At 69.0% G+C, this 21,011-nt stretch carries 24 protein-coding genes; 10 read left to right on the forward strand and 14 right to left on the reverse strand.

Annotation, left to right across the window (positions count from 1 at the left end; all coding sequences use genetic code 11):
- The first annotated feature begins 24 nt into the window (after window positions 1-24).
- Window positions 25-1,407 (forward strand): SagB family peptide dehydrogenase, encoded by a 1,383-nt coding sequence (locus tag ABD259_RS01290; RefSeq protein WP_344107618.1) that lies wholly within the window; start codon window positions 25-27, stop codon window positions 1,405-1,407.
- Window positions 1,408-1,419: 12 nt separating this feature from the next.
- Here ABD259_RS01290 and ABD259_RS01295 read toward each other — a convergent pair whose 3' ends face one another.
- From ABD259_RS01295 to ABD259_RS01310, 4 genes are all read right to left on the reverse strand, one after another.
- Window positions 1,420-2,025: a response regulator transcription factor gene (locus ABD259_RS01295; RefSeq protein WP_344107480.1), complete on the reverse strand. Its 606-nt coding sequence runs from the start codon at window positions 2,023-2,025 to the stop codon at window positions 1,420-1,422.
- Window positions 2,026-2,342: 317 nt separating this feature from the next.
- Window positions 2,343-2,891 (reverse strand): DUF2752 domain-containing protein, encoded by a 549-nt coding sequence (locus ABD259_RS01300; protein WP_344107482.1) that lies wholly within the window; start codon window positions 2,889-2,891, stop codon window positions 2,343-2,345.
- Between the two features lie 5 nt (window positions 2,892-2,896).
- Window positions 2,897-3,271 carry an RNA-binding S4 domain-containing protein gene (locus ABD259_RS01305; protein ID WP_344107620.1) on the reverse strand — a complete coding sequence of 125 codons (375 nt, stop codon included), beginning with the start codon at window positions 3,269-3,271 and terminating at the stop codon, window positions 2,897-2,899.
- 282 nt (window positions 3,272-3,553) lie between these two features.
- Window positions 3,554-4,282 carry a phosphatase PAP2 family protein gene (locus ABD259_RS01310; protein ID WP_344107486.1) on the reverse strand — a complete coding sequence of 243 codons (729 nt, stop codon included), beginning with the start codon at window positions 4,280-4,282 and terminating at the stop codon, window positions 3,554-3,556.
- Between the two features lie 686 nt (window positions 4,283-4,968).
- On the opposite strand from ABD259_RS01310, the gene ABD259_RS01315 reads away from it, so the two are divergent.
- The 6 genes from ABD259_RS01315 (at window position 4,969) to ABD259_RS01340 (ending at window position 11,054) form a co-directional block, all read left to right on the forward strand.
- The gene (locus ABD259_RS01315; RefSeq protein ID WP_344107489.1) at window positions 4,969-5,646 is read left to right on the forward strand and encodes a GntR family transcriptional regulator; all 678 of its coding nucleotides are present in this window, start codon (window positions 4,969-4,971) and stop codon (window positions 5,644-5,646) included.
- Between the two features lie 478 nt (window positions 5,647-6,124).
- Window positions 6,125-7,228: a pyruvate dehydrogenase (acetyl-transferring) E1 component subunit alpha gene (gene pdhA / locus ABD259_RS01320; RefSeq protein WP_344107492.1), complete on the forward strand. Its 1,104-nt coding sequence runs from the start codon at window positions 6,125-6,127 to the stop codon at window positions 7,226-7,228.
- A 15-nt stretch (window positions 7,229-7,243) separates the two neighbouring features.
- Window positions 7,244-8,242, forward strand: a complete 999-nt coding sequence (locus ABD259_RS01325) for an alpha-ketoacid dehydrogenase subunit beta (RefSeq protein WP_344107495.1) — start codon at window positions 7,244-7,246, stop codon at window positions 8,240-8,242.
- Between the two features lie 16 nt (window positions 8,243-8,258).
- On the forward strand, window positions 8,259-9,560 hold the full coding sequence (locus tag ABD259_RS01330) for a dihydrolipoamide acetyltransferase family protein (protein WP_344159587.1): 1,302 nt from the start codon (window positions 8,259-8,261) through the stop codon (window positions 9,558-9,560).
- A 326-nt stretch (window positions 9,561-9,886) separates the two neighbouring features.
- Window positions 9,887-10,390 (forward strand): NUDIX domain-containing protein, encoded by a 504-nt coding sequence (locus ABD259_RS01335; protein ID WP_344107499.1) that lies wholly within the window; start codon window positions 9,887-9,889, stop codon window positions 10,388-10,390.
- 4 nt (window positions 10,391-10,394) lie between these two features.
- Complete coding sequence (locus tag ABD259_RS01340) at window positions 10,395-11,054, forward strand: imine reductase family protein (RefSeq protein ID WP_344107502.1); 660 nt, start codon at window positions 10,395-10,397, stop codon at window positions 11,052-11,054.
- 497 nt (window positions 11,055-11,551) lie between these two features.
- On the opposite strand, the gene ABD259_RS01345 is transcribed toward ABD259_RS01340, so the two are convergent.
- The 9 genes from ABD259_RS01345 to ABD259_RS01385 all read right to left on the reverse strand — a co-directional run bounded on the left by ABD259_RS01345 (window position 11,552) and on the right by ABD259_RS01385 (window position 16,765).
- A complete protein-coding gene (locus tag ABD259_RS01345; protein WP_344107505.1) occupies window positions 11,552-11,890 on the reverse strand; it encodes a hypothetical protein in 339 nt (112 codons plus the stop codon).
- A 267-nt stretch (window positions 11,891-12,157) separates the two neighbouring features.
- Window positions 12,158-14,344: an ATP-binding protein gene (locus ABD259_RS01350; RefSeq protein ID WP_344159590.1), complete on the reverse strand. Its 2,187-nt coding sequence runs from the start codon at window positions 14,342-14,344 to the stop codon at window positions 12,158-12,160.
- Between the two features lie 18 nt (window positions 14,345-14,362).
- A complete protein-coding gene (locus ABD259_RS01355) occupies window positions 14,363-14,938 on the reverse strand; it encodes a DUF6879 family protein (RefSeq protein ID WP_344107509.1) in 576 nt (191 codons plus the stop codon).
- Window positions 14,935-15,156, reverse strand: a complete 222-nt coding sequence (locus tag ABD259_RS01360; protein WP_344107511.1) for a hypothetical protein — start codon at window positions 15,154-15,156, stop codon at window positions 14,935-14,937. Before ABD259_RS01360 ends, ABD259_RS01355 begins: the two co-directional genes overlap by 4 nt.
- 90 nt (window positions 15,157-15,246) lie before the next feature.
- Complete coding sequence (locus ABD259_RS01365) at window positions 15,247-15,408, reverse strand: hypothetical protein (protein WP_344107514.1); 162 nt, start codon at window positions 15,406-15,408, stop codon at window positions 15,247-15,249.
- A 207-nt stretch (window positions 15,409-15,615) separates the two neighbouring features.
- Window positions 15,616-15,903: a hypothetical protein gene (locus ABD259_RS01370; protein ID WP_344107516.1), complete on the reverse strand. Its 288-nt coding sequence runs from the start codon at window positions 15,901-15,903 to the stop codon at window positions 15,616-15,618.
- Window positions 15,900-16,199, reverse strand: coding sequence for a hypothetical protein (locus tag ABD259_RS01375; protein WP_344107518.1), 300 nt, complete (start codon window positions 16,197-16,199; stop codon window positions 15,900-15,902). The genes ABD259_RS01370 and ABD259_RS01375 overlap by 4 nt, the downstream gene beginning before the upstream one ends.
- A complete protein-coding gene (locus tag ABD259_RS01380; protein WP_344159593.1) occupies window positions 16,199-16,348 on the reverse strand; it encodes a hypothetical protein in 150 nt (49 codons plus the stop codon). The genes ABD259_RS01375 and ABD259_RS01380 overlap by 1 nt, the downstream gene beginning before the upstream one ends.
- Window positions 16,349-16,399: 51 nt before the next feature.
- On the reverse strand, window positions 16,400-16,765 hold the full coding sequence (locus tag ABD259_RS01385; protein ID WP_344107520.1) for an ATP-binding protein: 366 nt from the start codon (window positions 16,763-16,765) through the stop codon (window positions 16,400-16,402).
- A gap of 115 nt (window positions 16,766-16,880) precedes the next feature.
- Here ABD259_RS01385 and ABD259_RS01390 point away from each other — a divergent pair, with 115 nt between their 5' ends.
- Complete coding sequence (locus tag ABD259_RS01390; RefSeq protein ID WP_344107522.1) at window positions 16,881-17,630, forward strand: GntR family transcriptional regulator; 750 nt, start codon at window positions 16,881-16,883, stop codon at window positions 17,628-17,630.
- Here ABD259_RS01390 and ABD259_RS01395 read toward each other — a convergent pair.
- The gene (locus tag ABD259_RS01395; RefSeq protein WP_344107524.1) at window positions 17,603-17,977 is read right to left on the reverse strand and encodes an NADAR domain-containing protein; all 375 of its coding nucleotides are present in this window, start codon (window positions 17,975-17,977) and stop codon (window positions 17,603-17,605) included. The genes ABD259_RS01390 and ABD259_RS01395 overlap by 28 nt on opposite strands.
- A 289-nt stretch (window positions 17,978-18,266) precedes the next feature.
- On the opposite strand from ABD259_RS01395, the gene ABD259_RS01400 reads away from it, so the two are divergent.
- Entirely contained in the window at window positions 18,267-20,060 is a 1,794-nt protein-coding gene (locus ABD259_RS01400) for a prolyl oligopeptidase family serine peptidase (RefSeq protein WP_344107526.1), read from the forward strand.
- Window positions 20,061-20,062: 2 nt separating this feature from the next.
- The gene (locus ABD259_RS01405) at window positions 20,063-20,794 is read left to right on the forward strand and encodes a GntR family transcriptional regulator (protein WP_344107529.1); all 732 of its coding nucleotides are present in this window, start codon (window positions 20,063-20,065) and stop codon (window positions 20,792-20,794) included.
- Window positions 20,795-21,011 lie beyond the last annotated feature (217 nt).

The following is a 21,011-nucleotide window of genomic DNA, read 5'->3' on the forward strand; positions in this document are numbered from 1 at the left end:
CCCGTGCAATGAGAACGCGTGGCGATGATGATGTGCCCCCAGGCCGACGCTCCCCTCCCGGACCACCCGTCCTACCCCTCCCCGGTGCGGCGACTGCACTCGCTGCTGGAGGACACGCTGATCGAGGAGGGCGTGGGGGGATCCCTGGTCGCGGTCACGCGGTGGGGGGACATCCGGCTGGAGCGCCCCGGGGCGGCGGTACGGGAGCTGTTGCACCGCATGACCCTGGGGCCAGTCGACGCCGACAACGTGGTGGGCCGGGAGGACGGTGCGGAACGTGCCGAGCTGCGGCGCCTGCTGGACACCCTGGGCGGGTGCGTCGTGCACTCCCTTGGCGTCGATTCGGAGGCCGGGCCGGTGCTGTCGGCGGAACCGTTGGCGCGCCAGGCCGTGTTCTCCTCCGCCCCTCCCCCGGCGAAGGGGGACCGGCCGGTGCGGCTGTCCCGCTTCGCCACCATCCGGAGCGCCGAGGGAAGACTGGTGGTGGAGTCCCCGCTCTCGCTCCACCTGGTCGTGCTGCACCGTGCCCCGGCCCTGCGGGTGCTCGGCGAGCTGGGCTCCGCGACCACCGTGGCCGACATCGCCGCCGCCCTGGCGGACCTGCCCGCGGAGCTGGTCGCTGAGGTCGCCGCCTACCTGGCGGGGGCCGGGATGGTCGTGAGCGCCGAGCGTGATCCGCGGTCGGGCCGCCCCTGCGCCCGGGAGGACCTCGACCCGCGGCTGGCCGCCTGGACCCACCACGACCTGCTGTTCCACACGCGCAGCCGCTTCGGCCGCAACGGCGCGGCGCTGGGCACGCGGCGGAGCGGCACTCGGGAGGCGCCCACGCGGCGCACCGGACCGACCGTCCCCCTCCCGCGCGGCCCCCTCACCGCGCGGGACCGGTCGGCACACGCGCCGAGCCGCCGTCCGGTCTCGGTCAGCGAGCTGGGCGAGCTGCTGTCGCGGGCGCTGGGCGGCCCCGCCCCGCCCGCGGTTCCCGGCGCACCCGGCCCGCTCGCGGGGATGCGACTCTACGTCACGGTCGCCCACAGCCCGGAGGTGCCGCGCGGCGTCTACCGGTACGACCCCGAGGACCACGCGCTGGTCCCCCTCCGCGCGGCGGAATCCGACGTCCAGGAGCTCCTGGACGGCGCGCGGGTCGCGGCGGGGGCTCCAGGGCGTGCCTCGATGCTGATCACGATCACCGCCCAGATCTCCGAGTTGGCACGGACCCTTGACGGATCCGGGTACTCCACCGTCCTGCTGGTGACGGGAGCCCTGCAGGAGCGGCTCCGCCAGGCGGCGGCGTCGCTGGGGCTGGCCGCCTCCACGCCGGTCACCGGGGACGTCGAGGTCGCCGCCCGCGCCCTGGGGATCGACGGCCTCGGCGAGGTCAGCGTCGGGGAGTTCGGCGCGGGCGGCTGAGGTGCGGCGGTGTCACAGCCACCCGGCCTCGGTGGCGATGCGGATGGCGTCGACCCGGTTGCGCGCGTTGAGCTTGGTGGTGACGGCCGTGAGGTAGTTGCGGACCGTGCCCGCGGTGAGGAAGAGCCGGCCGGCGATGTCCACGACGTCGGCGCCGCCGGCCGCGAGGCGCAGCACCTCGACCTCACGCGCGGTCAGCGGACAGTCCTCACTGTCGAACGCGGCCAGGGCCAGCTGGCCGTCGACGACGCGTCGCCCGGCGGCGACCCCGCGGATGGCCTCGGCGAGCTCGTTGGGCGGGGCGTCCTTCAGGATGAACCCGCCGGCCTTCGCCGCCAGCGCCCGCCGCAGGGTCCCGGGCCTCCCCAGGCTGGTCAGGATCAGCGTGCGGGTCTCGGGGACCTCTTCGTGCACTTCGGCGGCGGCCGTCAGCCCGTCCTTGCCGGGGAGGTCGATGTCGATGATCGCGACGTCCGGACGGTGGTGGTGCACCGTCGGCAGGATCTCGTCGCCGGAGACGATGTCGGCGACCACCTCGATATCGTCTTCCAACCCGAGAAGCGAGACGAGCGCCCCACGCACCATGTGCATGTCCTCAGCGAGGATCACCCGGATCATTCGCAGACCTTTCGTCGCCTGTGCGGCAGAGCCGCCCGCTCGGTCTCTAGGCTGCGCGGAACACCGAGGACCGGTGCGGACGGACACCCCGCTCGGAATACCACGTGCATTATTTGCGGCTTATATTACATTCATCCGGAATGGTGGCCACAGGCAGATCCACGAAGATGACTATTGGCGAAACCGCCCCCCGCGCACGAAGATAAAATCACCCGGAGTAGGGGAATCGCAACTCTCGGCCAAACGTATTTGGTTGGTTGAATTCTGCCGCTCCTATCATCGACCGCGTGGACCGAGGAAAATGCGGCGGCAATTCGTCATACCCGCCGACGCGCCCGGCGGTTCCGCACGGCCATCACGCTCCACACGATGAGCAGGGGAAGCGCGTTGAGGACCGGGCCGACGGGGGAGAACTCGTCGCGTGGTGTGCGCAGCAGGTCGGCGTGGAGCTGCTGGTTGACCGCCAGGGCCACGAAGAGCACCCCCGATACCGCGCCGACCACGGGCCAGGAGCGCACGTAGGCGTTGAGCCAGTAGCCGGACGCCGCCCCGATCGCGGCGCGGACGAGGGTGGCCGCGGCACCGACCACCAGGGGAATGCCGAGGGGGTTGTAGGTCCACGACATCGCCCAGTCACCGCTCATCGCCGCCCACACCGACCGGGTGCCCCCGCACATGGGGTCCATGATGCCGATGTAGTGCGCCAGGCCGTGGACGTCGACCGGAGGCAGGCCGAACACCGCCATCAGTCCGCCGAGGACGAGCCCGCCGACGGCGGCGAGGGTGAACCAGCGGTGGGCGTCGTGCCGCTCGACGCGGAAGGCCAGCGGCCGCCTCCACGCGGCGGCGCTCGCCAGGTCCCGCACACCGGTCACTTCTCGCCCCGCAGGCGCTCGATCATGCGGCGGTCGCGCTTGGTCGGGCGGCCGGCTCCCCGCTCGCGGCGGGCCACCGGCATCGACGCCTGCGGCGGCGGTGGCGGGGTGTGGTCGGTGTAGCAGCGCACCGCGACCGGTGCGCCGACGCGCTTCTCCAGGATGTGCGCGACCTCGACGATGCGGGTGACACCGTGCGCCCTGAGCCGGATCGTGTCGCCGACGCCGACCGACGTCGCGGGCTTGGCCGCCCGGTCGTTGACCCGGACATGTCCGCCCCGGCAGGCCTGCGCGGCTTCCGCGCGCGTCTTGAGCAGCCGGACCGCCCACAGCCAGCGGTCCACCCGCGTCGTCGGCGGCCCAGGTGGCAGGGGCTTCTCCTGCGCGGGCGGGCGCTCCGACCGCGGCCCCTGGGGTGCCCTCTCCTGCGCCTGCTCCTGGTATGGGTCGTTCACCGCTTGAGGTCCTTCGCTGCGTTCGACGTCTGGCCCCTCGTGCCGCAACTGTAGATGCGGAGGTGGGGCCAACGGTAGGCGGAGGCCGACTCCTCCGTTGATCTCGGCGATATCGACCTCGTACTCGCCGGTATGAGGTCGATATCGCCGAGATCAACGGAGAAGGGAGAAGGGGGAGGGAGGTCGCGATCGGCCGGGTCAGTCGCGCGCCGCGCACTCCAGGCGGGGCGGACGCTCCTCGGCGATCTTGGGCGCGCGACCGTACCAGGGCCACCAGTTGGTGGTCCGCCCCTCGGGGATCATGCGGTCCAACCGGATGGTGAGGGCGAGGGCGAATCCTCCGGCGATCATGCCGGTAACCAGGTCGGTGAACCAGTGGAAGTGCAGGTAGGCCGAGACCATCGACTGCAGGATCGCGATGCCGACGATGCAGTAGCCCAGGCGGCGGACGATGTGCGGGCGCACTGCGCGGTAGCGGATGATCAAAAACAGCACGAGCCCGTAGATCAGGGTGGCGTTGGCGCCATGGCCGGAGGGGAAGGACACGTCGCCGTGGTCGCCGAAGAAGGCCGGGTCGAAGGTCCGCGGATGGTTGCGCGCCAGCAGCAGCTTCATGGACGCCACCAGGCACACCATCCCGAAGACGCCGCCCACGCCGAGGACGACCGGCCGCCAGGAGCGGTGCCAGTACGCCAGCTGCAGCGCGGTCGCGGTGAGCACGGGCAGCGCCACGGCACGCGAGGCCACGGTGTCGGGCCACAGGATCAAAAACTGCCGCATCTCGTCCCAGTACGGCCGGGGCGCGGTGTTCACGAAGTTGTCGATGGGGTGCAGCGGCCCCGCCGAGAGCACCGTCATGGTGATCAACGCCACTGCCAGAATGATCGCGGTCTTGTCCGAGGCCAGACCCCACGCGATCTCACTCACGCTTGGCCAGGTCACCTGGGGTGTGGAGCGCCTGCCCGACGCCCCGGTGGAGATTCGGGGCGCCGCGCGCAGGACGCCGTTGGCTCTATCTTTGGAGGGGAGCGAATGGCCCGCCCGGTGCGGCGGCTTCGTCCGGATCCGCGATGTGTGCATCATGTGTGCTCAGTGCTGTCTCACGAATTGTGGGCTGGCCTGCGGCACGGGTGTGCTTGAGGGGGACGGGCTCGCCGCTGGGACAGGGGTCGATGGTTGCGGGGGCGGGGACACTGCGTCCAAAAGGCGCCCGCGCGGCCGGGGATGTCCGTGTCGAAGTTGTCGAGGTTGAGGTCTGCCGCTGGGGGTCGATCCTGCTCACCGCAGGTTTCCGGGCGGCCAGGGGTTTCCGCCGGGAAAACCGACTAACGTTACCCAGCTGTTTATTTGAACATTTCCGACACGTGAGCATAGCGCCCTGTTGGCACACCCGACACGAGCGGCCCATCGGTACTCCTTGGACACACTGGGCGCTTCACCCGCCGCTCAGGCGATGACCGGCGAGAGTTCACCCGCCCGCCGTCGCCATGTGAGTTATCTGTTAGGTGATGTCGGCCACAGATCGGTTCCGCTCCGTGATGTGGCACTCTTCGTAACGAGCCTCCGCACATCCTTCGCGCCGCGCACGGCGCCGCAGAGCAGAAAGGCCGTTGATGGTCGACCTCCCCGAGCGGTCGGACGTGGAATCCCGCTTGGCCCGCAACCCGTTGCGGGAGCAGATCCGTCGGTTCCTCGTCGACGGTCTGCTGTCCGGGCGCTGGCAGCCGGGGGAACGCATCGTCGAACGGCGCATCGCCGCCGAGCTCAACGTGAGCCAGGCGCCGGTGCGCGAGGCCCTGCGCGAGCTGGAGACACTGCGGCTCATCGAGTCCGTGCCGAACAAGGGGGCGCGCGTACGCGACTTCGGTGTCGCTGACATGGCTGAGATCTATCCCGTCCGGGCCGGTCTCGAACTTGTCGCGGCCGAACTGGCGGCCCCGCGTCTGGCGGACGATCCCCGGCCGCTGGAGCGCGAGGTCGAGGCGCTCAACCGCGCGACGGCCACCGGCGACGTGGACGAGCAGGTCAGACACAGTGTGGAGTTCCACCGGGCCATCGTGCGAGCCGCCAACAACAGTGTGCTTTCCCACACCTGGGAGTCCCTGGGCGTCGAAGTCTGGACCGCGCTATCGGTCCGCTGGCTCAATATGGAGCTCCACGCCAAGGCCGCAGACCACGCCCAAATCACCGAAGCCTTCCGCCAGCGCGACCCCAACGTCGGCCGGATGCTCAGCGACCACGTGCTGAACTACGTCAAGGCGGCGTTGAAGACGCACAACGTGGCGCACTGAGCGCGCCCGACGCCGCGTACCGGATCGGGCGCCCGAACGCGCGCTGATCTCCGTTCTCTCCCCCGGGGCGGGCGCCGGGCCGCACCCGTCGCGAAGATCTCAGTCACCCATCCGCCTCTTTGCGCGCTACGCGCGGGAACTACCCTAGAGTCATATTGATCGATCATCGATCAGTCCGTAGAGTAAGCGCGACACACGTCACATAGAACATCGGTCTTGCGTGATCAGCGAGCCGACCGGCCGGACCAGCCCGAAACCGATGTATGAGCGGGCCCGCGACCGGGAAGCGAAGCTGAAGAACGACTAACGAGTCCGGCCGAACGGACGCGGCACAGACTCGAACAGCCACTTGCGCGCCCCCGCCGTTGAGCCCGGCGTCGGCGCGTCCGCCCTGGCCACGACCACTGTTGGCCACGGCGCGGGTCTCCGGGGCCCACCGGCCCTCCGGAGACCGTCCCCGCACGTAGAAAGGCACACCATGGCTGACACGGCCAAGCCGAAGGGCGGCGGAACCGCCAGGACAACGGGTGGCCGCCGGCGGAGTCAGAAGAACACCGCCCCGTCCATCGCCAACGAGCAGCCCAAAATGCTGCTCGACTACTACCGGCAGATGCTGCTCATCCGCCGGTTCGAAGAGCGCACCGGCCAGGCGTACACGCAGGCCCGCATCGGCGGCTACTGTCACCTGAACCTGGGCGAGGAGGCCACCGTCGTCGGCCTCGTGACCGCCCTGCAGGAGCGCGATTACCTGTTCACGAACTACCGCGACCACGGCTACGCCATCGGCAAGGGCATGAGCCCCCGCCGGGTCATGGCCGAGCTCTACGGGCGCACCACCGGTGTGGCCAAGGGCTGGGGCGGCTCCATGCACATGTACGACACCGAGACCCGCATGCTCGGCGGCTACGGCATCGTCGGCGGGCAGCTCCCGCTGGCCACCGGCGCCGCGCTGGCCGTCTCCTACCGGGGCGGCGACGAGGTCGTCATGTGCCAGATGGGCGACGGCACCACCAACATCGGCGCCTGGCACGAGTCGCTGAACATCGCCGCGCTGTGGAACCTGCCCATCGTGTTCGTCGTGATCAACAACTTCACCGGCATGGGCACCACCGTCGACAGGTCCTCCGCCGAACCCGAGCTGTACAAGCGCGGCTCCGCCTTCCAGATCGAGGGCGTGCGGGTCGACGGCCGCGACGTGCTCGCCGTGCGCGACACCGCCAGCGACCTGGTCGAGCGCGCCCGCTCCGAGCAGCGCCCCTACCTGCTTGAGGCGACCAGCTACCGGATGAAGGGCCACTCCGTGGTCGACCCGGCCAAGTACCGGACCAAGGAGCAGGTCGAGGAGGCCAAGGCCAACGACCCGGTGCTGGCCTTCGAGACCCAGCTGGAAGAGGCCGGGGTCCTCACCGAGGAGATCAAGAAGGAGATCGCGGAGTCGGTCAAGGCCGAAGTCACCGACGCCGCGGACTTCGCGGAGAACAGCCCGCAGCCCGACGTGTCCACGCTGTTCGACTACACCTACGCCACCCCCGTGGCGAACGAGTCGCGCCGTATGCCCGCCGACCCGGTGTTCGCCGAGTAGATAAGGAGCGGGTACATGTCCGTGATCACCTACCGCCAGGCTCTCCGCGACACGCTGCGCGCCGAGATGCACCGCGACGAGAACGTGCTCCTCATGGGTGAGGAGATCGGGGTCTTCGAGGGCTCCTACAAGATCACCGAGGGGCTGCTCAAGGAGTTCGGCGAGCGCCGCGTCCGCGACACCCCCATCGCCGAGGAGGGCTTCGTCGGCGCCGCGGTCGGCGCGGCCATGCTGGGCCTGCGGCCGGTCGTCGAGCTCATGACGATCAACTTCTCGCTGATCGCGATCGACCAGATCATCAACCACGCCGCCAAGATCTACGGCATGTTCGGCGGGCAGACGAGCGTGCCGATGGTCATCCGCACCCCGGGCGGGGGCGGCCAGCAGCTCGGTGCCACGCACTCGCAGAACATCGAGCTGTTCTACTCCTTCATCCCCGGCCTGAAGGTGCTTGCCCCGAGCACCCCGGCCGAGGCCGCCTCGATGCTGCGCGCCGCCATCCGCGACGACGACCCGGTCCTCTTCCTGGAGAACCTGGGCCTGTACAACACCAAGGGCGAGGTGCCCGAGGATGACGACACCGTCGCCGAGATCGGCCGCGCCGCGGTGACACGCGAGGGCACCGACGTCACCCTCATCGGCTACTCCCGGATGGCCATGGTCACCAGCCAGGTCGCCGAGAAGCTCGCCGAAGAGGGCATCAGCTGCGAGGTCGTCGACCTGCGCAGCCTGCGTCCCCTCGACCGTGAGACGATCGTGGAGTCGGTGCGCAAGACCGGGTCCGCCGTCATCGCCGAGGACGACTGGCTCACCTACGGCATCGGCGCCGAGATCGCCGCCTCCATCCAGGAGGGCGCGTTCGACTTCCTCGACGCTCCCGTTCGCCGGGTCGCCATGGCCGAGGTGCCCATGCCGTACGCCAAGCCGCTGGAGACCGCTGCTCTCCCGTCGGTCGAGTCGATCACCACCGTCGTCAAGGAGACCCTGAACGCCGTGGGCCGGCGGGTCGGGTAAAGGGGAATAGCACACGATGAGCGACATCTACATGCCGCGCCTCTCCGACACTATGGAGGAAGGCGTCATCAGCTCCTGGGTCAAGAACGTCGGCGACAAGGTCGAGACCGGTGACGTGCTGGTCGAGATCGAAACCGACAAGGCCGTCATGGAGTACGAGGCCTACGAGGACGGCTACCTCGTCAAACAGTCGGTGAGCGCGGGCGACACCGTGCCGATCGGCGCCGTCATCGGTGTCATCGCCGACAGCCCGGACGCCGTTCCGGAGGAGTCCGCCCCGGCCGCCGCCCCCGCCGAGAAGGCGGAGGAGGCTCCGGCCGCGGAGGCCGCGGAGGCCGCGGAGGCCGCTGCCCCGGCCGCCACCGCCCCCGCTGAAGCCGCTCCCGCGGCCCCGTCGGTTAACGGCGCCGCCGCGCGTCCGCGCACCTCCCCGCTGGCCCGCCGCCTGGCCAAGGAGTACGGCCTGGACATCGAGAAGATCTCCGGGTCGGGCCCGAAGGGCCGCATCGTGCGCGCCGACATCGAGGCCGCCGCCAAGCAGCAGGCCGCCCAGGCCCCCGCTGCCGCCCCGGCCGCTCAGGCCGCTCAGGCTCCGGCGGGTGCGCCGCAGGAGGCGTTCGACGACGGGCGCGCCTCGGAGGAGCTCAAGGTCAGCAACGTGCGCAAGGTCATCGCGCGCCGCCTGACCCAGAGCAAGCAGGAGGTCCCGCACTTCTACCTGCGCCGCACGATCGACGCCGAGGCGCTCAAGGCGTTCCGCGCGCAGATCAACGAGCAGCTCGCCGACACCGGCGTCAAGGTCAGCTTCAACGACCTGATCGTCAAGGCGGCGGCCACCACGCTGCGCTCGCACCCGGAGGTGAACACCTCCTGGGTCGACGACAAGCTGCTCCAGCACAACCGGATCAACGTGGGTGTCGCCGTCGCGGTGGACGCCGGACTCGTCGTTCCGGTCCTGCACGACACGGACAAGACGCCGCTGTCGGAGATCAGCACCAAGACCCGCGAACTGGCCGGCAAGGCCCGCGACAACAAGCTGAAGCCGCAGGAGATGAGCGGCGGCACGTTCAGCGTCAGCAACCTGGGCATGTTCGGCATCGACAGCTTCGCCGCCGTCATCAACCCCCCGGAGGCCGCCATCCTCGCGGTGGGCGCGATGAAGCAGGAGGCCGTGGTGCGCGACGGCGAGATCGTCGCCCGCAACACCATCGCCCTGGAACTGTCGGTCGACCACCGCGCGGTCGACGGCGCCGTCGGCGCCGCCTTCCTCAAGGACCTCGCCGAGGTTCTGGAGAACCCGATGCGGATCATCCTGTAGTCGCCCACCAGGCCAGCCACCGACGCCCGGCTCCCGGTTCATTCCGGGGGCCGGGCGTTTCGCGTTCGGTCCGGGCCGTTTCGTCCCCTTCCAGCCGAGCCCCTGGCCACCAGCCCGGGTTACACGTGAAACATGCACGCGGCCGCCCGCGTGCCCGCGACCGCCGTCTTCCCGGCAAGATCACGGTTGGCTTCCCGTCTTCGCGCCTCAGTGGCCGACGGGCCACCGCATGCGTCAGGCTGACTCTCGTACGGCTACGACCGATGGTGACTCCCCGATCACCGAACGGGCCGTCCGCATCTGTGCCGACCAGATAGAGAGCCCCCATGATGATCGCCTCTCACCAACCGGCCGGGGCCGAACCGATCATGGCCTCCGCAGCCATCGTTCCAGGACCGGACTGGACCCTGACCTTCGTGCTCCTGAACAGCGGCGTACACACGGGGCACTGGTCACTCCCCGAGGGCCCCATCGGCCCCGGCGAGAGCGCCGAACAGGCCGCCCGCCGCGAAGCCGAAACCAACGCTGGAGTCCGCCCGGGTCCTCTGGCCCCCACCGGCATCTACGACGTCCACGGCCGCGTCGACGGTCTGCCCTACCGCTTCCGCCTGCACGTCTATCGCGCTCTGCAACCCTGCACGGTCGCGGACGACTTCGCCCCCAACCCCACCGACATCGCCAAGGTCGGCCAGGCCCACCCCCACGACATCCTGCCGCACCCCACCCACATGCGGATCCTCAACGACGCGGGCCTCGCCGACTTCGACCCGGTCCTCGTCCAGCGGCTGCTGGAAACCGACGGGGTGGCCGTGACACGCCAAGACATCTAGACGGGTGCCCGGAGTTCGCTTTACCGTCTCTCGATACCTGCGCGCACGGGGCTACGGGCACTCCGGCGCTCTCTCCCCAGGACGACCGGCACCGCCGTCCTCGCGGTGGACCAAGCGCACGGCGTGGTCGACGTCCCGCTGCTCGTCCTACAACGGCGACAAGGACGCGTTCGAGGCAAGCCGAACGGTACTGGAGGTTCTCACCGCCACCGACTTCCGAGGAACGGACCCCGGGTTGGCGCAGGTCTACTACCAGGTGGTGATGAACCTCTTCTGGACCAGCATGACCTCGTTCGTGCACTCGGTGGCGCTGGCGCGTGCCGAGGGGATCCCGGTGCAGACGATCGTCCCCTACCTTGCCCAAGCCAATGACATGCCGACCTTCTACCGGGAGCTCGGCGAGGAGATCGCCGCGGCTGCCTTTCTTGGTGAGTTGGAACGTCTGTCGATGGACGCCGCCAGTGCCAAGCACGTGCTACACACCACCCGCGACGCCGGGGTCGACGACACACTGCCGGGCGCGGTCATGTCGATCACGCGGCGCGGACTGGACGCGGGGTTCCACGACCGTTCCTTCAGCATCCTGGTCAACCTGATGGGCAAGAAGAGTGTGGTGGAGGATAAAGGACCTGTCGACACTTCATCGAAAGCGGCTCACAGGTGAACCAGCGGCTTCTCCCTGAATCCCCGTCCAAGCCGGGGCTCGCGATCACTCCTGATGCCGTTCGTTTGATTTACCAAGCCTTCTTCGGCCCTAACCGACCAACGAAAAACTTATCCTCATAAGGCAGGGGACACGGGCTGGCTTCTGACTTACCGGCCCGGGTGCTGGCTGTGGACCATGTCTCGCCGCTCCCTCCCACGCGCGGCTGCCGGCCCGCAGGAGGCGGAAGCCGATCAGAATATTCACTTCCTGACCACCCTTGCTGAGACCACGGGACGCATGAATTACCGCCGGGGGATTTTCGGGGCGCTCAGAGGATGGAGCAGGGGCGGCATCGCCGAGGAATCGCTATCCCGCGGAAGCCAGCGAAATTCAGGGGCGATCTCCAAGGAGAATTCGAGTACACCGTGGGTGACGGAGAAGGCGGCGGTGGGGGTGGGTGCCGCGCGGCACCCACCCCCACCGCCGCATGTCCGCGCTCGCGCGCGATGCTCCCGTCATCTGGCGAAGGCCTGACCGGGGTCGCCGGTCGCTGGCGTGCGGCCACCCGTAGCCAGGTGAACCGCCCCGGTTCCACTGGTGACGCGCCAGTTCCCCGAAAGCACGCCGCGCGCGGGCAGGAACTCACGTTCGGATGGGAGGGTGACGTCGTCGGCCGAGTCGACGGCGGTGAACAGGCACCATCCCTTCCCCGTCACCTTGCACGCCCACAAGCGCGCACTTTCGGGGATGAAGTCCGGCACTTCCTCGTCCGACTCCAGATGGATGCCACGGCGCTCGGCCTCCTTCCGGATCACACTCCGCGCGTGTTCGGCTAACGTCAGCTGTTCCACCATCACACTCCCAGTCAGCGTCGCCACGGCCCACCCCGAGGACTGTAGGGCGACTCCGAGGCAGGATTCGACGGCTCACAGTTACCAGAGGTCAAGCTCGGGCGGCGACCCACCATGGCGTTGACGTCGACGCTGCCGAGTTCCCGTGTCGCGTGCGTGGTCGCGGATTCCCACAGGGTGTGGACGGTCTGCCCCAGTACCCTGCATCGACCGCCGCCGACCGATTGGCCAAGAGGATCGGTCGATGGAGAGACGGAACGGGCGATCGGGTCACCGCATTCGGGCGATCTTCGCCTCGATCTCGTCGGCGCGTGGATCGTCGGCCGACCGAAGGATGTCGAGAGCCGCGCCGAGGTGCATGCGCGCCTGGGCCATGTCTCCCAGGGCGAAGAACGACTCGCCCGTTCCGATGAGGGCGACGGATTCGCTGCTGCGGTCCTGGAGCCCCTGGAATACCTCGACCGCCGCGCGGTACTCCGCCACGGCCTCGGGATGGCGCCGGGCCGACGCCAGCACGGAGGCGGTGGAACACCCGCTCCACGCGATACTCCACGTGTCGGCGATCTCGGTGAAGATGGCCCGCGCGGTATCACAGTGCTCAAGAGCCTGGTCGATGTTGCCCAGCGAGCGCTCGCACTCGGCGAGGCTCAGCAGCGCCATGCCTTCTCCGCGGCGCTCACCGGCACAGCGGAAGGCGTCAATCGCGCGGCGGAGGAGCGCGGGGGCGTTGCCGTCGCGCACCTGCTCCCAGCGGATCAGGCCGGTCTGGCGGAGCGCGAACCCCTCGATCCAGCCGTCGCCGAGGCTCTGGTTCGCAGTGAGCGTCGCCGCGTAGTGGTCAAGGGCCGTCGCCAGGTCGCCGCGTAGCCATTCGGCGTCGCCGAGACCGAGCAGGTTGCGCGCCTCGCCGCGGCGGTCGCCGAGCGATCGCGCGGCGGCCAGCCCCCACAGGTGGATCTGCTTCCACTCCTCTAAATGCCGGTGCATCTCGAAGAGGGGGTAGGCGGCCACCGGCAGCCGCCAGGCGAGCTCGAACAGGCCCTGTTCTAGCGTCATCCGCACGGCCGCAACGATGTTGGTGCGCTCGCCTTCGAACCAGTCGAGGGCGGCCGTGGCGGAGTCGAATTCGCACGGATCCACGGTCAGCGGCTCGCCAGCCGGAATATCGACGGACCGGAAGTTGGGCATCACCGCTCGAACCGCATTACGCACACCGCCCAGATACCACGTGACGCTACGGCGGAGCGCCCGGTCGCGTTCCTCTCCCCGTTCTTCCTCCTGGATCCTCTCCACCGCATAGAGCCGCAGCAGATCATGGAGCCGGTAGCGGTCATCGCCGATTCTCTGCAGCATGTTCGCCCCTACAAGCTGCTCAAGGAGGGGAGCACCTTCCCGCGGGGTGAGCCCTGCGGCCGCAGCGCAGGCAGCCGAACCGAAGTCGCCACCAGGGTGCAGGCCAAGGCAGCGGAACAACCGGGCGGAGTCAGGAGCCAAGGCCGTGTAGGAGGCGGAGAACACCGCCCGGACATCGCTGAGCTCGTCGTCCGATGTGCCGAGGGCTTCCAGCCGCCGGTCCTCAGCGGCAAGCCCCTCGGCCATCGAGCGCAGGGACGCGTCTGGGCGGCTGATCAACCGTTCGGCGAGAATGCGAAGCGCCAGGGGTAAATGGGCGCAGTGCGCGACGAGGCTCCGCGCCGCGTCAGGCTCGGCATCGATGCGGTCCGCGCCGACAGCGCTCCTCAACAGGGCGAGGGCTTCCTCCGCGCCGAGGGTGCTCAGCGTCATGCGCCGAGCTCCTTCCCGGGCCACGAGTCCGGGAAGTGCACTGCGGCTGGTGACGAGGACCATACAGCCGGGCGAGGCCGGCAACAGGGGGCGAACCTGCTCGGCCGACACGACGTCGTCGATGACAATGAGCACGCGCTTTCGATCGAGCTTGGATCGAAACAGGGCGGCCCTTCCGTCGAGGTCCAGAGGGACACTTTCAGGAGGCACGCCGAGTGCCTGGAGCAGCGAGCCGAGCGCTTCGGAGGCGTCCAGATGGGCGCCGGGCCCGTAACCCCGCATGTTGACGTAGAGGTCGCCATCGTCGAACCGGGAGCGGACTCGATGCGCCCAGTGGACGGCCAGCGCGGTCTTCCCGATCCCGGGCGCCCCGCCGATGGCCGAGATGACCACCGATGTGGCCGTCCCCTCAGGCACGCCGCCCTCTGGCGCGGATAGCAGCTCGTCAAGCCGAGACAGTTCCGCCGCCCGGTTGACGAACCCGGCGGGCGTCATGGGCAGCTGCCGCGGGGTGGACTGCGATGCGTGCGCCGCCGCCGTGACGTGCACGCCGCCATGGATCGCTTCGGCCTGCACGATGGCGTCGGCGCTGCCGCGAACGGTATTGCGGGTCTCACGACGGGAGCAGGGGTCGTACTCCCCACACCCATCCCTACCGGTTCGGTCAGTCATGGTGATCGAGTCAGCTGCTCACTGGGAGCGCATGGCAGCGTCGAAGCGCTTCGCATACTCGACGAACGGAATCGACATGTGCATGGCCCGATCCCTCCACACGTTCGCGGCGACGATCTGCTCAGAGTCGTCGACTAGTTCGGGCGGCAACATCGCGCCTTCCGGGGTGTAGCGCATCAGGACCAGGTGGTGAGAGTCGAAAAGCCAGTAGTCCAGACATGGAATCCCTTGGGGCCACTCCCCCTCCTTCACTGGCAGGATGCGGATGTCCTCACCAGCCGCAACATTGGGCTGGTAGGCCCACACACATTCGAATCGCACATAGTCCGTTAACGGTTCGACCACAACATGCACGCGACTGTGTTTTCGTCCCTCACGAACCTTTTGTCTCAGGGAATGCCCCCATGCGTCCAGGGCTGACGAGGGGCCCAGGTCCTTGCCTTGCAGGAAGCGCCTAAAATGCTCCTCCTCATAAGTCATGTCGTACTTCTGCAGTGTCTCCAGCCGGAATGCCGTGTGGAGGAAGTCCGTGAAGAACCGGTCGAACTCCTCCTCACTGACCGGGCGGCCGCGCTGCCCCTGGGCCGCCGTCACTGAGCCCCACCCTGCCGGTACCTCTCTATAGCGCGAAGGACGATGTCCGGGGAGATCCGCACAGCCGCCTCGTTCGGGAGAAGGTTCTGCAGCTCCGACATGTCCGGGCCGTCCAACTGCTGTCCCTGAACGACCAGCTCACCTGAGTCCGAAAGGTAAACCGACGGGCAGCCCTGAACGCCTGATTTGTCGTCCTTGAAGAGCAAGGTGAGACGCATGGTTCTCCCCCTGGGGGCGCTATGGAATATTTTGGAACGCTCACCCTAACACGGGGCTCCTCAGCGAGTCCGCGCCATGGCCGAACCTGGCTAATCAGCGAGATAGAGGTTTCTGATCTCCAGAGTTCGCTCGTCGTCATTGTCTTGTGACGCACCGACCAGGCGTTTCAGGTCGGCCGCAAATAATGCGTCACTGAGCTCATCCGATGTCCGCTCTGACTCCGGACGCTCAGGGTATTCATCGGCGGTCATATGACCTCCTTCCCGGGGCGATCCTGCGCAGACTCGGGGGTCTTTCTACGACCGTAACGGTGTAGGCATTCATTTTGGAGGATTGAGTTCGTCGTCCTCGGATGTTTGGGTGATGATCCCAGGGGCGCCCGGCCCCCTCCGCCAGGCACCCCTGTGGGAAGCCGTGTCCCGGTGCACCCCTCACGCTCCGGGACACGGCGGCGTTTCTTATGCCGTGACCGGCCGGCGCGGATAGGCGCGGGGTCTGGGCCGTGGGGGCAGGACCCTCGGCCGGCGGGCGGAGCGGGCTGCTCGGGCTACCCGGTGTTCCTGATGGGTCCAGAGCCGGGAAACGAGGAGGAGTTCCAGCGCCTCGGAGGTGGGCGCCTCCAGGAGGCGGGGGTGACCGGGGACCATCGCCCACCAGCGGTGGGTGTGGGTGCCGTACCAGGCCAGGGCTCCGGGGTAGAGGAGGCGCAGCTGGCGGGCGGTTGCGGCGATCTCGGTCGGGCTCATGTCCGCGGCTCCTCTCCGGGGAGCGAGACCCAGCTGTGGCCGTGCGCGTCGAGGTGCAGGCCGGAGTGACCAAATGGGCGCACGCATGGCAGGCGCAGCAGCGCGGGGCCGGGGCGCTCGGGAGTGGCGTCGATGTGGCCACAGGCGTCGCCGAGCCAGTCGGAGACGCGCTGCAGAATGCCGATAGAGGTGGAGCGCGCCCCGCTCAGCCAGCAGGGGCGGCCCTGGGTGCCCATGGCGATCTGGTCGGCCAGTTCCCGCAGGCGGCGGACCTCCTCGGGGGTGAGGTCGAGCATCAAGCCACCGCCCCCGCCATGCACGGGTGGAAGAGAGGGGCGTAGGGGCGGATCCGCGCCGCCCGACCGCGAATGGCCCGTGGCGGCGGTGGTTCGGGGGGTCGGAGGACGAGGAGGACGAGGAGGACGAACGTCCGGATGAGTCGCATGAGCGAGCTCCTCGGGAGTTATGCCGGATGGGAGGTCCAGTGCGTGGGAACTTAGGGAATGCGGATCGACCTGATGACGGCCCAGGTTGTGCAGTTGCCGGAGCGATGTCGAACAGATCCGATGCGGTCAGCGATCGCGGAAGCCAGGCCAAGCCCGTTGACGACGTGATCGTCACCGCCGCCGTCGAGGCGCGGGTGCCGTCCGCGCAGGTCCTGTATCTCGATGCGGATATCGCCGGTGTCGATGAGCCGAAGGGTGATGTCTCCGCTGCTCGCCCGGATGGCGCTGGTCAGCAGCTCTGAGACGACCAGCTCCACATCGTCGAGGCGATCGAAACCGGGAAGGAGACCGCACACTCCACGCCGGACCGCGGGCACCATGGCGGCCTTCGCCGGAACGGTGATCGTCTCCTCCATGACCCGCTCCATCAGATCAGCACGTACAAGTTATTAAGTTGTACGTGCAGCTTGTTTCGGCACGTGCAGGTTTGTCAAGCTGTTCGTGCAAATCGGGTTCAATCGAGGAGTGCACGTGACCCGCCCGACCTACCAGCGCATAGCTGATGAACTGCGGCAACGCATCCTTGGGGGCACGTATGGCCCCGGAGACAGACTTCCCTCACGGCAGGCGTTGGCCAGCGAGTTCGCTGTCGGGCCACGCGTCGCAGCCGATGCCATCCAGCAACTCGTGGCTGAGGGCTACGTGGTGTCACGAACGGGATCGGGTACCTACGTGCGTCGCCGCCCGGCACTCCGTCGTCTCACACGTTCCTGGTACCGGGAGTCTCGCGATGGTTCGCCTTTCCGGGCTGATATGGCGGCACAAGCGGTCCGCGGCGGCTGGGAGGCGACATCCGAGCCGGTATCGGCGCCCGAGGACATCGCGGAAAGACTGGCTCTGGATGCCGGCGCCGAGGTGATGCGGACGGTGTACACGTTCACGGGTGATGGCGAACCGGTCATGCTCTCCACGTCGTATGAGCCCTTGGAACTGACCCGAGGCACGGCCATTGTCCTTCCGGAAGACGGTGTACATGCTGGGCGCGGCGTGGTGGAACGGATGCGGACGATCGGTCATCGCATCGTCCACGCGTCGGAGATTGTCACCGCGAGATCGGCTGGACGTGAAGAGACGGAGCGTCTCGGTATCGGCCCCGGCACGGTGGTGATGGTGATCCAGCGGACGTACTTCACCGAGGAGCGCCCGGTGGAGACGGCCGACATCGTAGTGCCCACGGACCGCTATGAACTCGCCTACACGATCCCGGTCGAGCAGGACTGACGGCATGCAGAACGGCCCCGCCTGAGCAGGGCCGTCGCACTCGCGCAGCTTCGGGTCAGCGCCGAACTTCGCCACCGCCCCCGGACGACGATCTCGAAGCGGTGCGCGCGCCGCTGATCCTCGTCGAAGCCGCACACCGACCGGCCCAGCTGCTTGGCCTCACCGGGGCTCGCCGCCGCCACGATCCGGTCGGCCGTTGCGCCGTCCCCGAGCAGCCGCGCCTTTTCGGCCATCATCCAGTGCTCGGCCGTGGCGGATTCAATATCCTCGATGGTGAACGGCGCCGCCCGCCACTGGCTCCGGCACCCCGGACCCACCGAGCTGTCGCGCCGTGGCGGTTTCCCCACAAAAACAGGTACGTCGGCCGCTGCCCCGCTCGATCAGGGCACGCAGTTCGGAAACCGAAGAGGCGGGCATCGGAGCTGTCGGCGCCGGAGGGGCGGCAAACGGAGCGGTCGGGCAAGCGCTGGCGATGCCGCACCCCCGTGGCAATCACCTCCGGGATTTCCCTGGCTAACTGGCGGGTGAGAGCTTCTTCCCGGTGACGTCGCAGAAGGCCTCGTGCGTCCGGGAGTGGCCAAGTTCGCTCTCCCATTCGCGCCCATTCCAGGGAACTGCGCTGCTTTACTGGGGATCATGGGCGAGCGTTGGCAAGATCGGTTCCGTGCGAGCAGGGTCAGTCTCCCATCCTGGGCCAGAGAAGCCCCCGACCATTCGATGTTCTGCAGCAACGCCAGCGGCACCTGGGAGATCTACACCTGGGACCGGGCCACCGGCGAGCAGCGCCAGGTGACCAAGCGCCACCACGGCACCAGGTCGGGCACCCTCGACCCCACCGGAGCCTGGGTCTGGTGGTTCGACGACACCGACGGCGACGAGTTCGGCGTCTGGCGGCGGCAGCCGTTCCGGGGAGGCCCCGACGCCCCGGCCATCCCCGGGCTGCCCCCCTCCTACATCGGCGGGCTCGCGCTCGGCGCGTCGGGGCTGGCCCTCGTCGGCCGGTCCACGGACGACGGCTTCAGCGTCCACCTCAGCCGCCCCGGCACACAGCCGCGCACCGTCTACTCCCACCGCCAGGAGGGCTGGATCTCCGACCTTTCGCGCGACGAGTCCCTCTTCGTCATCGGCCACAGCGAGCACGGCGACAGCCGCCACATGGCCGTACGGGTCCTGCGCCTCCTCCCCGACGGCACCACCGAGACCGTCGCCGACCTGTGGGACGGCCCCGGCCGCGATCTCACCCCCGTGGGCTTCGCCCCCAACGACCACCGGCTGCTGGTCCTGCACGAGCGCCACGAACGTGTGGAACCGCTGATCTGGGACCCGCTTGCCGGCACCGAGCAGGAGATCCCCCTCGACCTGCCTGGCGAGCTCTCCGCCGGGTGGACGCCCGACGGAACGTCCCTGCTGATCTCCCAGGACTACCAGGCACGCAGCCGCGTCCACCGCCACGACCTCGCCACCGGCGCGACGACCCCGCTGGACATCCCCCGCGGCCTGGTCTCCGAAGCCGCGGCCCGCCCCGATGGCACGGTCGAGTACGCCTGGTCAAGCTCCGAGCATCCTCCGGTGGTCCGCGACACCACCGGCGCCACCATCCTGGCCCCGCCCGGCCCGAGCTCACCGCCCTCCGTCCCGGTCCGCGACGTCACCGTCCCGGGGCCGGGCGGCGACATCCACGCGCTCGTGTCCGTACCCTCCGACACCGCCACCCCGCTGCCCACCGTCTTCACCGTGCACGGCGGCCCGGAGGCCCATGACGTCGACGCCTTCGCCGCCGACGTCGCCGCCTGGGTCGACCACGGCTTCGCCGTCGTCCGGGTCAACTACCGCGGCTCCACCGGGTACGGCACCGCCTGGCGCGACGCCCTGGAGAACCGTGTCGGGCTCACCGAGCTGGAGGACATCAAGGCGGTCCGCGACTGGTCGGTGGCCTCCGGCCTGGCCGACCCCGACCGCCTGGTGCTGGAGGGCGGCTCCTGGGGCGGCTACCTCACCCTCCTCGGTCTGGGTCTGTACCCCGAGGACTGGAGCCTGGGCATCGCGGCGATGCCGATCGCCGACTACGTCGCCTCGTATGCCGACCAGATGGAGGCGCTGTGCGCCTTCGACCGCTCGATGTTCGGGGGCTCGCCCGACGAAGTCCCCGACCTGTACCGCCGCTCCTCGCCCATCACCTACGTGGAGAACGTAACGGCTCCCGTCCTCATCCTCGCGGGAGAGAACGACCCTCGCTGCCCCATCCGGCAGATCGACAACTACATCACCCGCCTCGCCGAGCTCGGCAAGCCGCACGAGATCTACCGGTTTGACGCCGGGCACGGCTCGTTCGTCGTGGAGGAGCAGATTCGCCATATGTCGGCCGAACTGGATTTCGCGCAGAGATTCACCGGGACCCGCGTGGAAGGGCCGTCACCAAGGACCGCGTAGCTATGGCAGGGCAACCGCGCTATCTCTGGCTGGCGGATCAGCTACGCACGCCCATCCTCAACGGCGAGCTGACCCCCGGTACCCGGCTCCCATCGCGGTCCCGGCTGGCCCGCTCGTATGACGTGAGCGAGCAGGTGTCCCGGCACGCCCTGCGCCTGCTCGTCAGCGAGGGGCTGGTGGAAGCCCGGCCCGGGTCCGGCTACTACGTCCGGTCCGTGCCGCAGATCCACCGCTTCTCGCGCACCGACCGCTCCTCGGGGTCGGGCGTGGAGCCGCTGTACCGCCGCGATATCGACACCGTCACCGAGAAGGCGTGCGACCTGGTCTCGCGCCGACTCGCCATCCGCGACGGCGACGCCGTGTACCGCACGCGCTGCCTGGGCCTCACCGACGGCGTACCGGTGGCCCTGCACACCGCCTGGGAGCCGATGCTGCTCACCCACGGCACGCTGCGCACACCCGCCGACGCCGAGCCCGGGACCAGCGTGCTCGACCGTCTCGGCGCGGCCGGGGTGATCATCGACCGGGTGGTGGAGGAGGTGGGCGTGCGCCCGCTGCGCGAACCGGAGGCCTCCATGCTCCAGCTCGCCGCGGGCCTGCCGGTCCTGGTGGTGGAGCGCACCCACTACAACGGGCAGCGCCCGGTGGAGACCTCCGACCTGGTGGGCTCGGTCGACCACTGCCGCCTGCTGTACCGGCTCAGTCTCGCCCGCACACCGCGCAAGGGGCGGTGACGGATCTTTTTCGCGATGGCCACGGGGATTCCGTCGGAAACCAGACGTGGGTGTTCATGGGTTGCCGCACCAGACACGAACGATCACCGACGCGTTCCGTCGGATTCCCCGTGATCACCGCCGAAGGGAGAGTGGGGCACGCACGGCGGCGGCCGGGGCTCCCCGTGCGGGGAGCCCCGGCCGCCGCCGTCGCTGACCGCCCGCGTGGGGCGGGGTC

The sequence above is a fragment of the Nocardiopsis rhodophaea genome (assembly GCF_039530945.1).
GTDB lineage: Bacteria > Actinomycetota > Actinomycetes > Streptosporangiales > Streptosporangiaceae > Nocardiopsis_C > Nocardiopsis_C rhodophaea.

Bases quoted from the DNA above. Each gene is read 5' to 3' on its own strand.
- ABD259_RS01290 (WP_344107618.1), top strand. From the start codon at position 25: ATGATGATGTGCCCCCAGGCCGACGCTCCCCTCCCGGACCACCCGTCC.
- ABD259_RS01295 (WP_344107480.1), bottom strand. From the start codon at position 2,025: ATGATCCGGGTGATCCTCGCTGAGGACATGCACATGGTGCGTGGGGCG.
- ABD259_RS01315 (WP_344107489.1), top strand. From the start codon at position 4,969: ATGGTCGACCTCCCCGAGCGGTCGGACGTGGAATCCCGCTTGGCCCGC.
- pdhA (WP_344107492.1), top strand. From the start codon at position 6,125: ATGGCTGACACGGCCAAGCCGAAGGGCGGCGGAACCGCCAGGACAACG.
- ABD259_RS01325 (WP_344107495.1), top strand. From the start codon at position 7,244: ATGTCCGTGATCACCTACCGCCAGGCTCTCCGCGACACGCTGCGCGCC.
- ABD259_RS01330 (WP_344159587.1), top strand. From the start codon at position 8,259: ATGAGCGACATCTACATGCCGCGCCTCTCCGACACTATGGAGGAAGGC.
- ABD259_RS01335 (WP_344107499.1), top strand. From the start codon at position 9,887: ATGATGATCGCCTCTCACCAACCGGCCGGGGCCGAACCGATCATGGCC.
- ABD259_RS01345 (WP_344107505.1), bottom strand. From the start codon at position 11,890: ATGGTGGAACAGCTGACGTTAGCCGAACACGCGCGGAGTGTGATCCGG.
- ABD259_RS01350 (WP_344159590.1), bottom strand. From the start codon at position 14,344: ATGACTGACCGAACCGGTAGGGATGGGTGTGGGGAGTACGACCCCTGC.
- ABD259_RS01360 (WP_344107511.1), bottom strand. From the start codon at position 15,156: ATGCGTCTCACCTTGCTCTTCAAGGACGACAAATCAGGCGTTCAGGGC.
- ABD259_RS01365 (WP_344107514.1), bottom strand. From the start codon at position 15,408: ATGACCGCCGATGAATACCCTGAGCGTCCGGAGTCAGAGCGGACATCG.
- ABD259_RS01370 (WP_344107516.1), bottom strand. From the start codon at position 15,903: ATGAGCCCGACCGAGATCGCCGCAACCGCCCGCCAGCTGCGCCTCCTC.
- ABD259_RS01375 (WP_344107518.1), bottom strand. From the start codon at position 16,199: ATGCTCGACCTCACCCCCGAGGAGGTCCGCCGCCTGCGGGAACTGGCC.
- ABD259_RS01380 (WP_344159593.1), bottom strand. From the start codon at position 16,348: ATGCGACTCATCCGGACGTTCGTCCTCCTCGTCCTCCTCGTCCTCCGA.
- ABD259_RS01385 (WP_344107520.1), bottom strand. From the start codon at position 16,765: ATGGAGGAGACGATCACCGTTCCGGCGAAGGCCGCCATGGTGCCCGCG.
- ABD259_RS01400 (WP_344107526.1), top strand. From the start codon at position 18,267: ATGGGCGAGCGTTGGCAAGATCGGTTCCGTGCGAGCAGGGTCAGTCTC.
- ABD259_RS01405 (WP_344107529.1), top strand. From the start codon at position 20,063: ATGGCAGGGCAACCGCGCTATCTCTGGCTGGCGGATCAGCTACGCACG.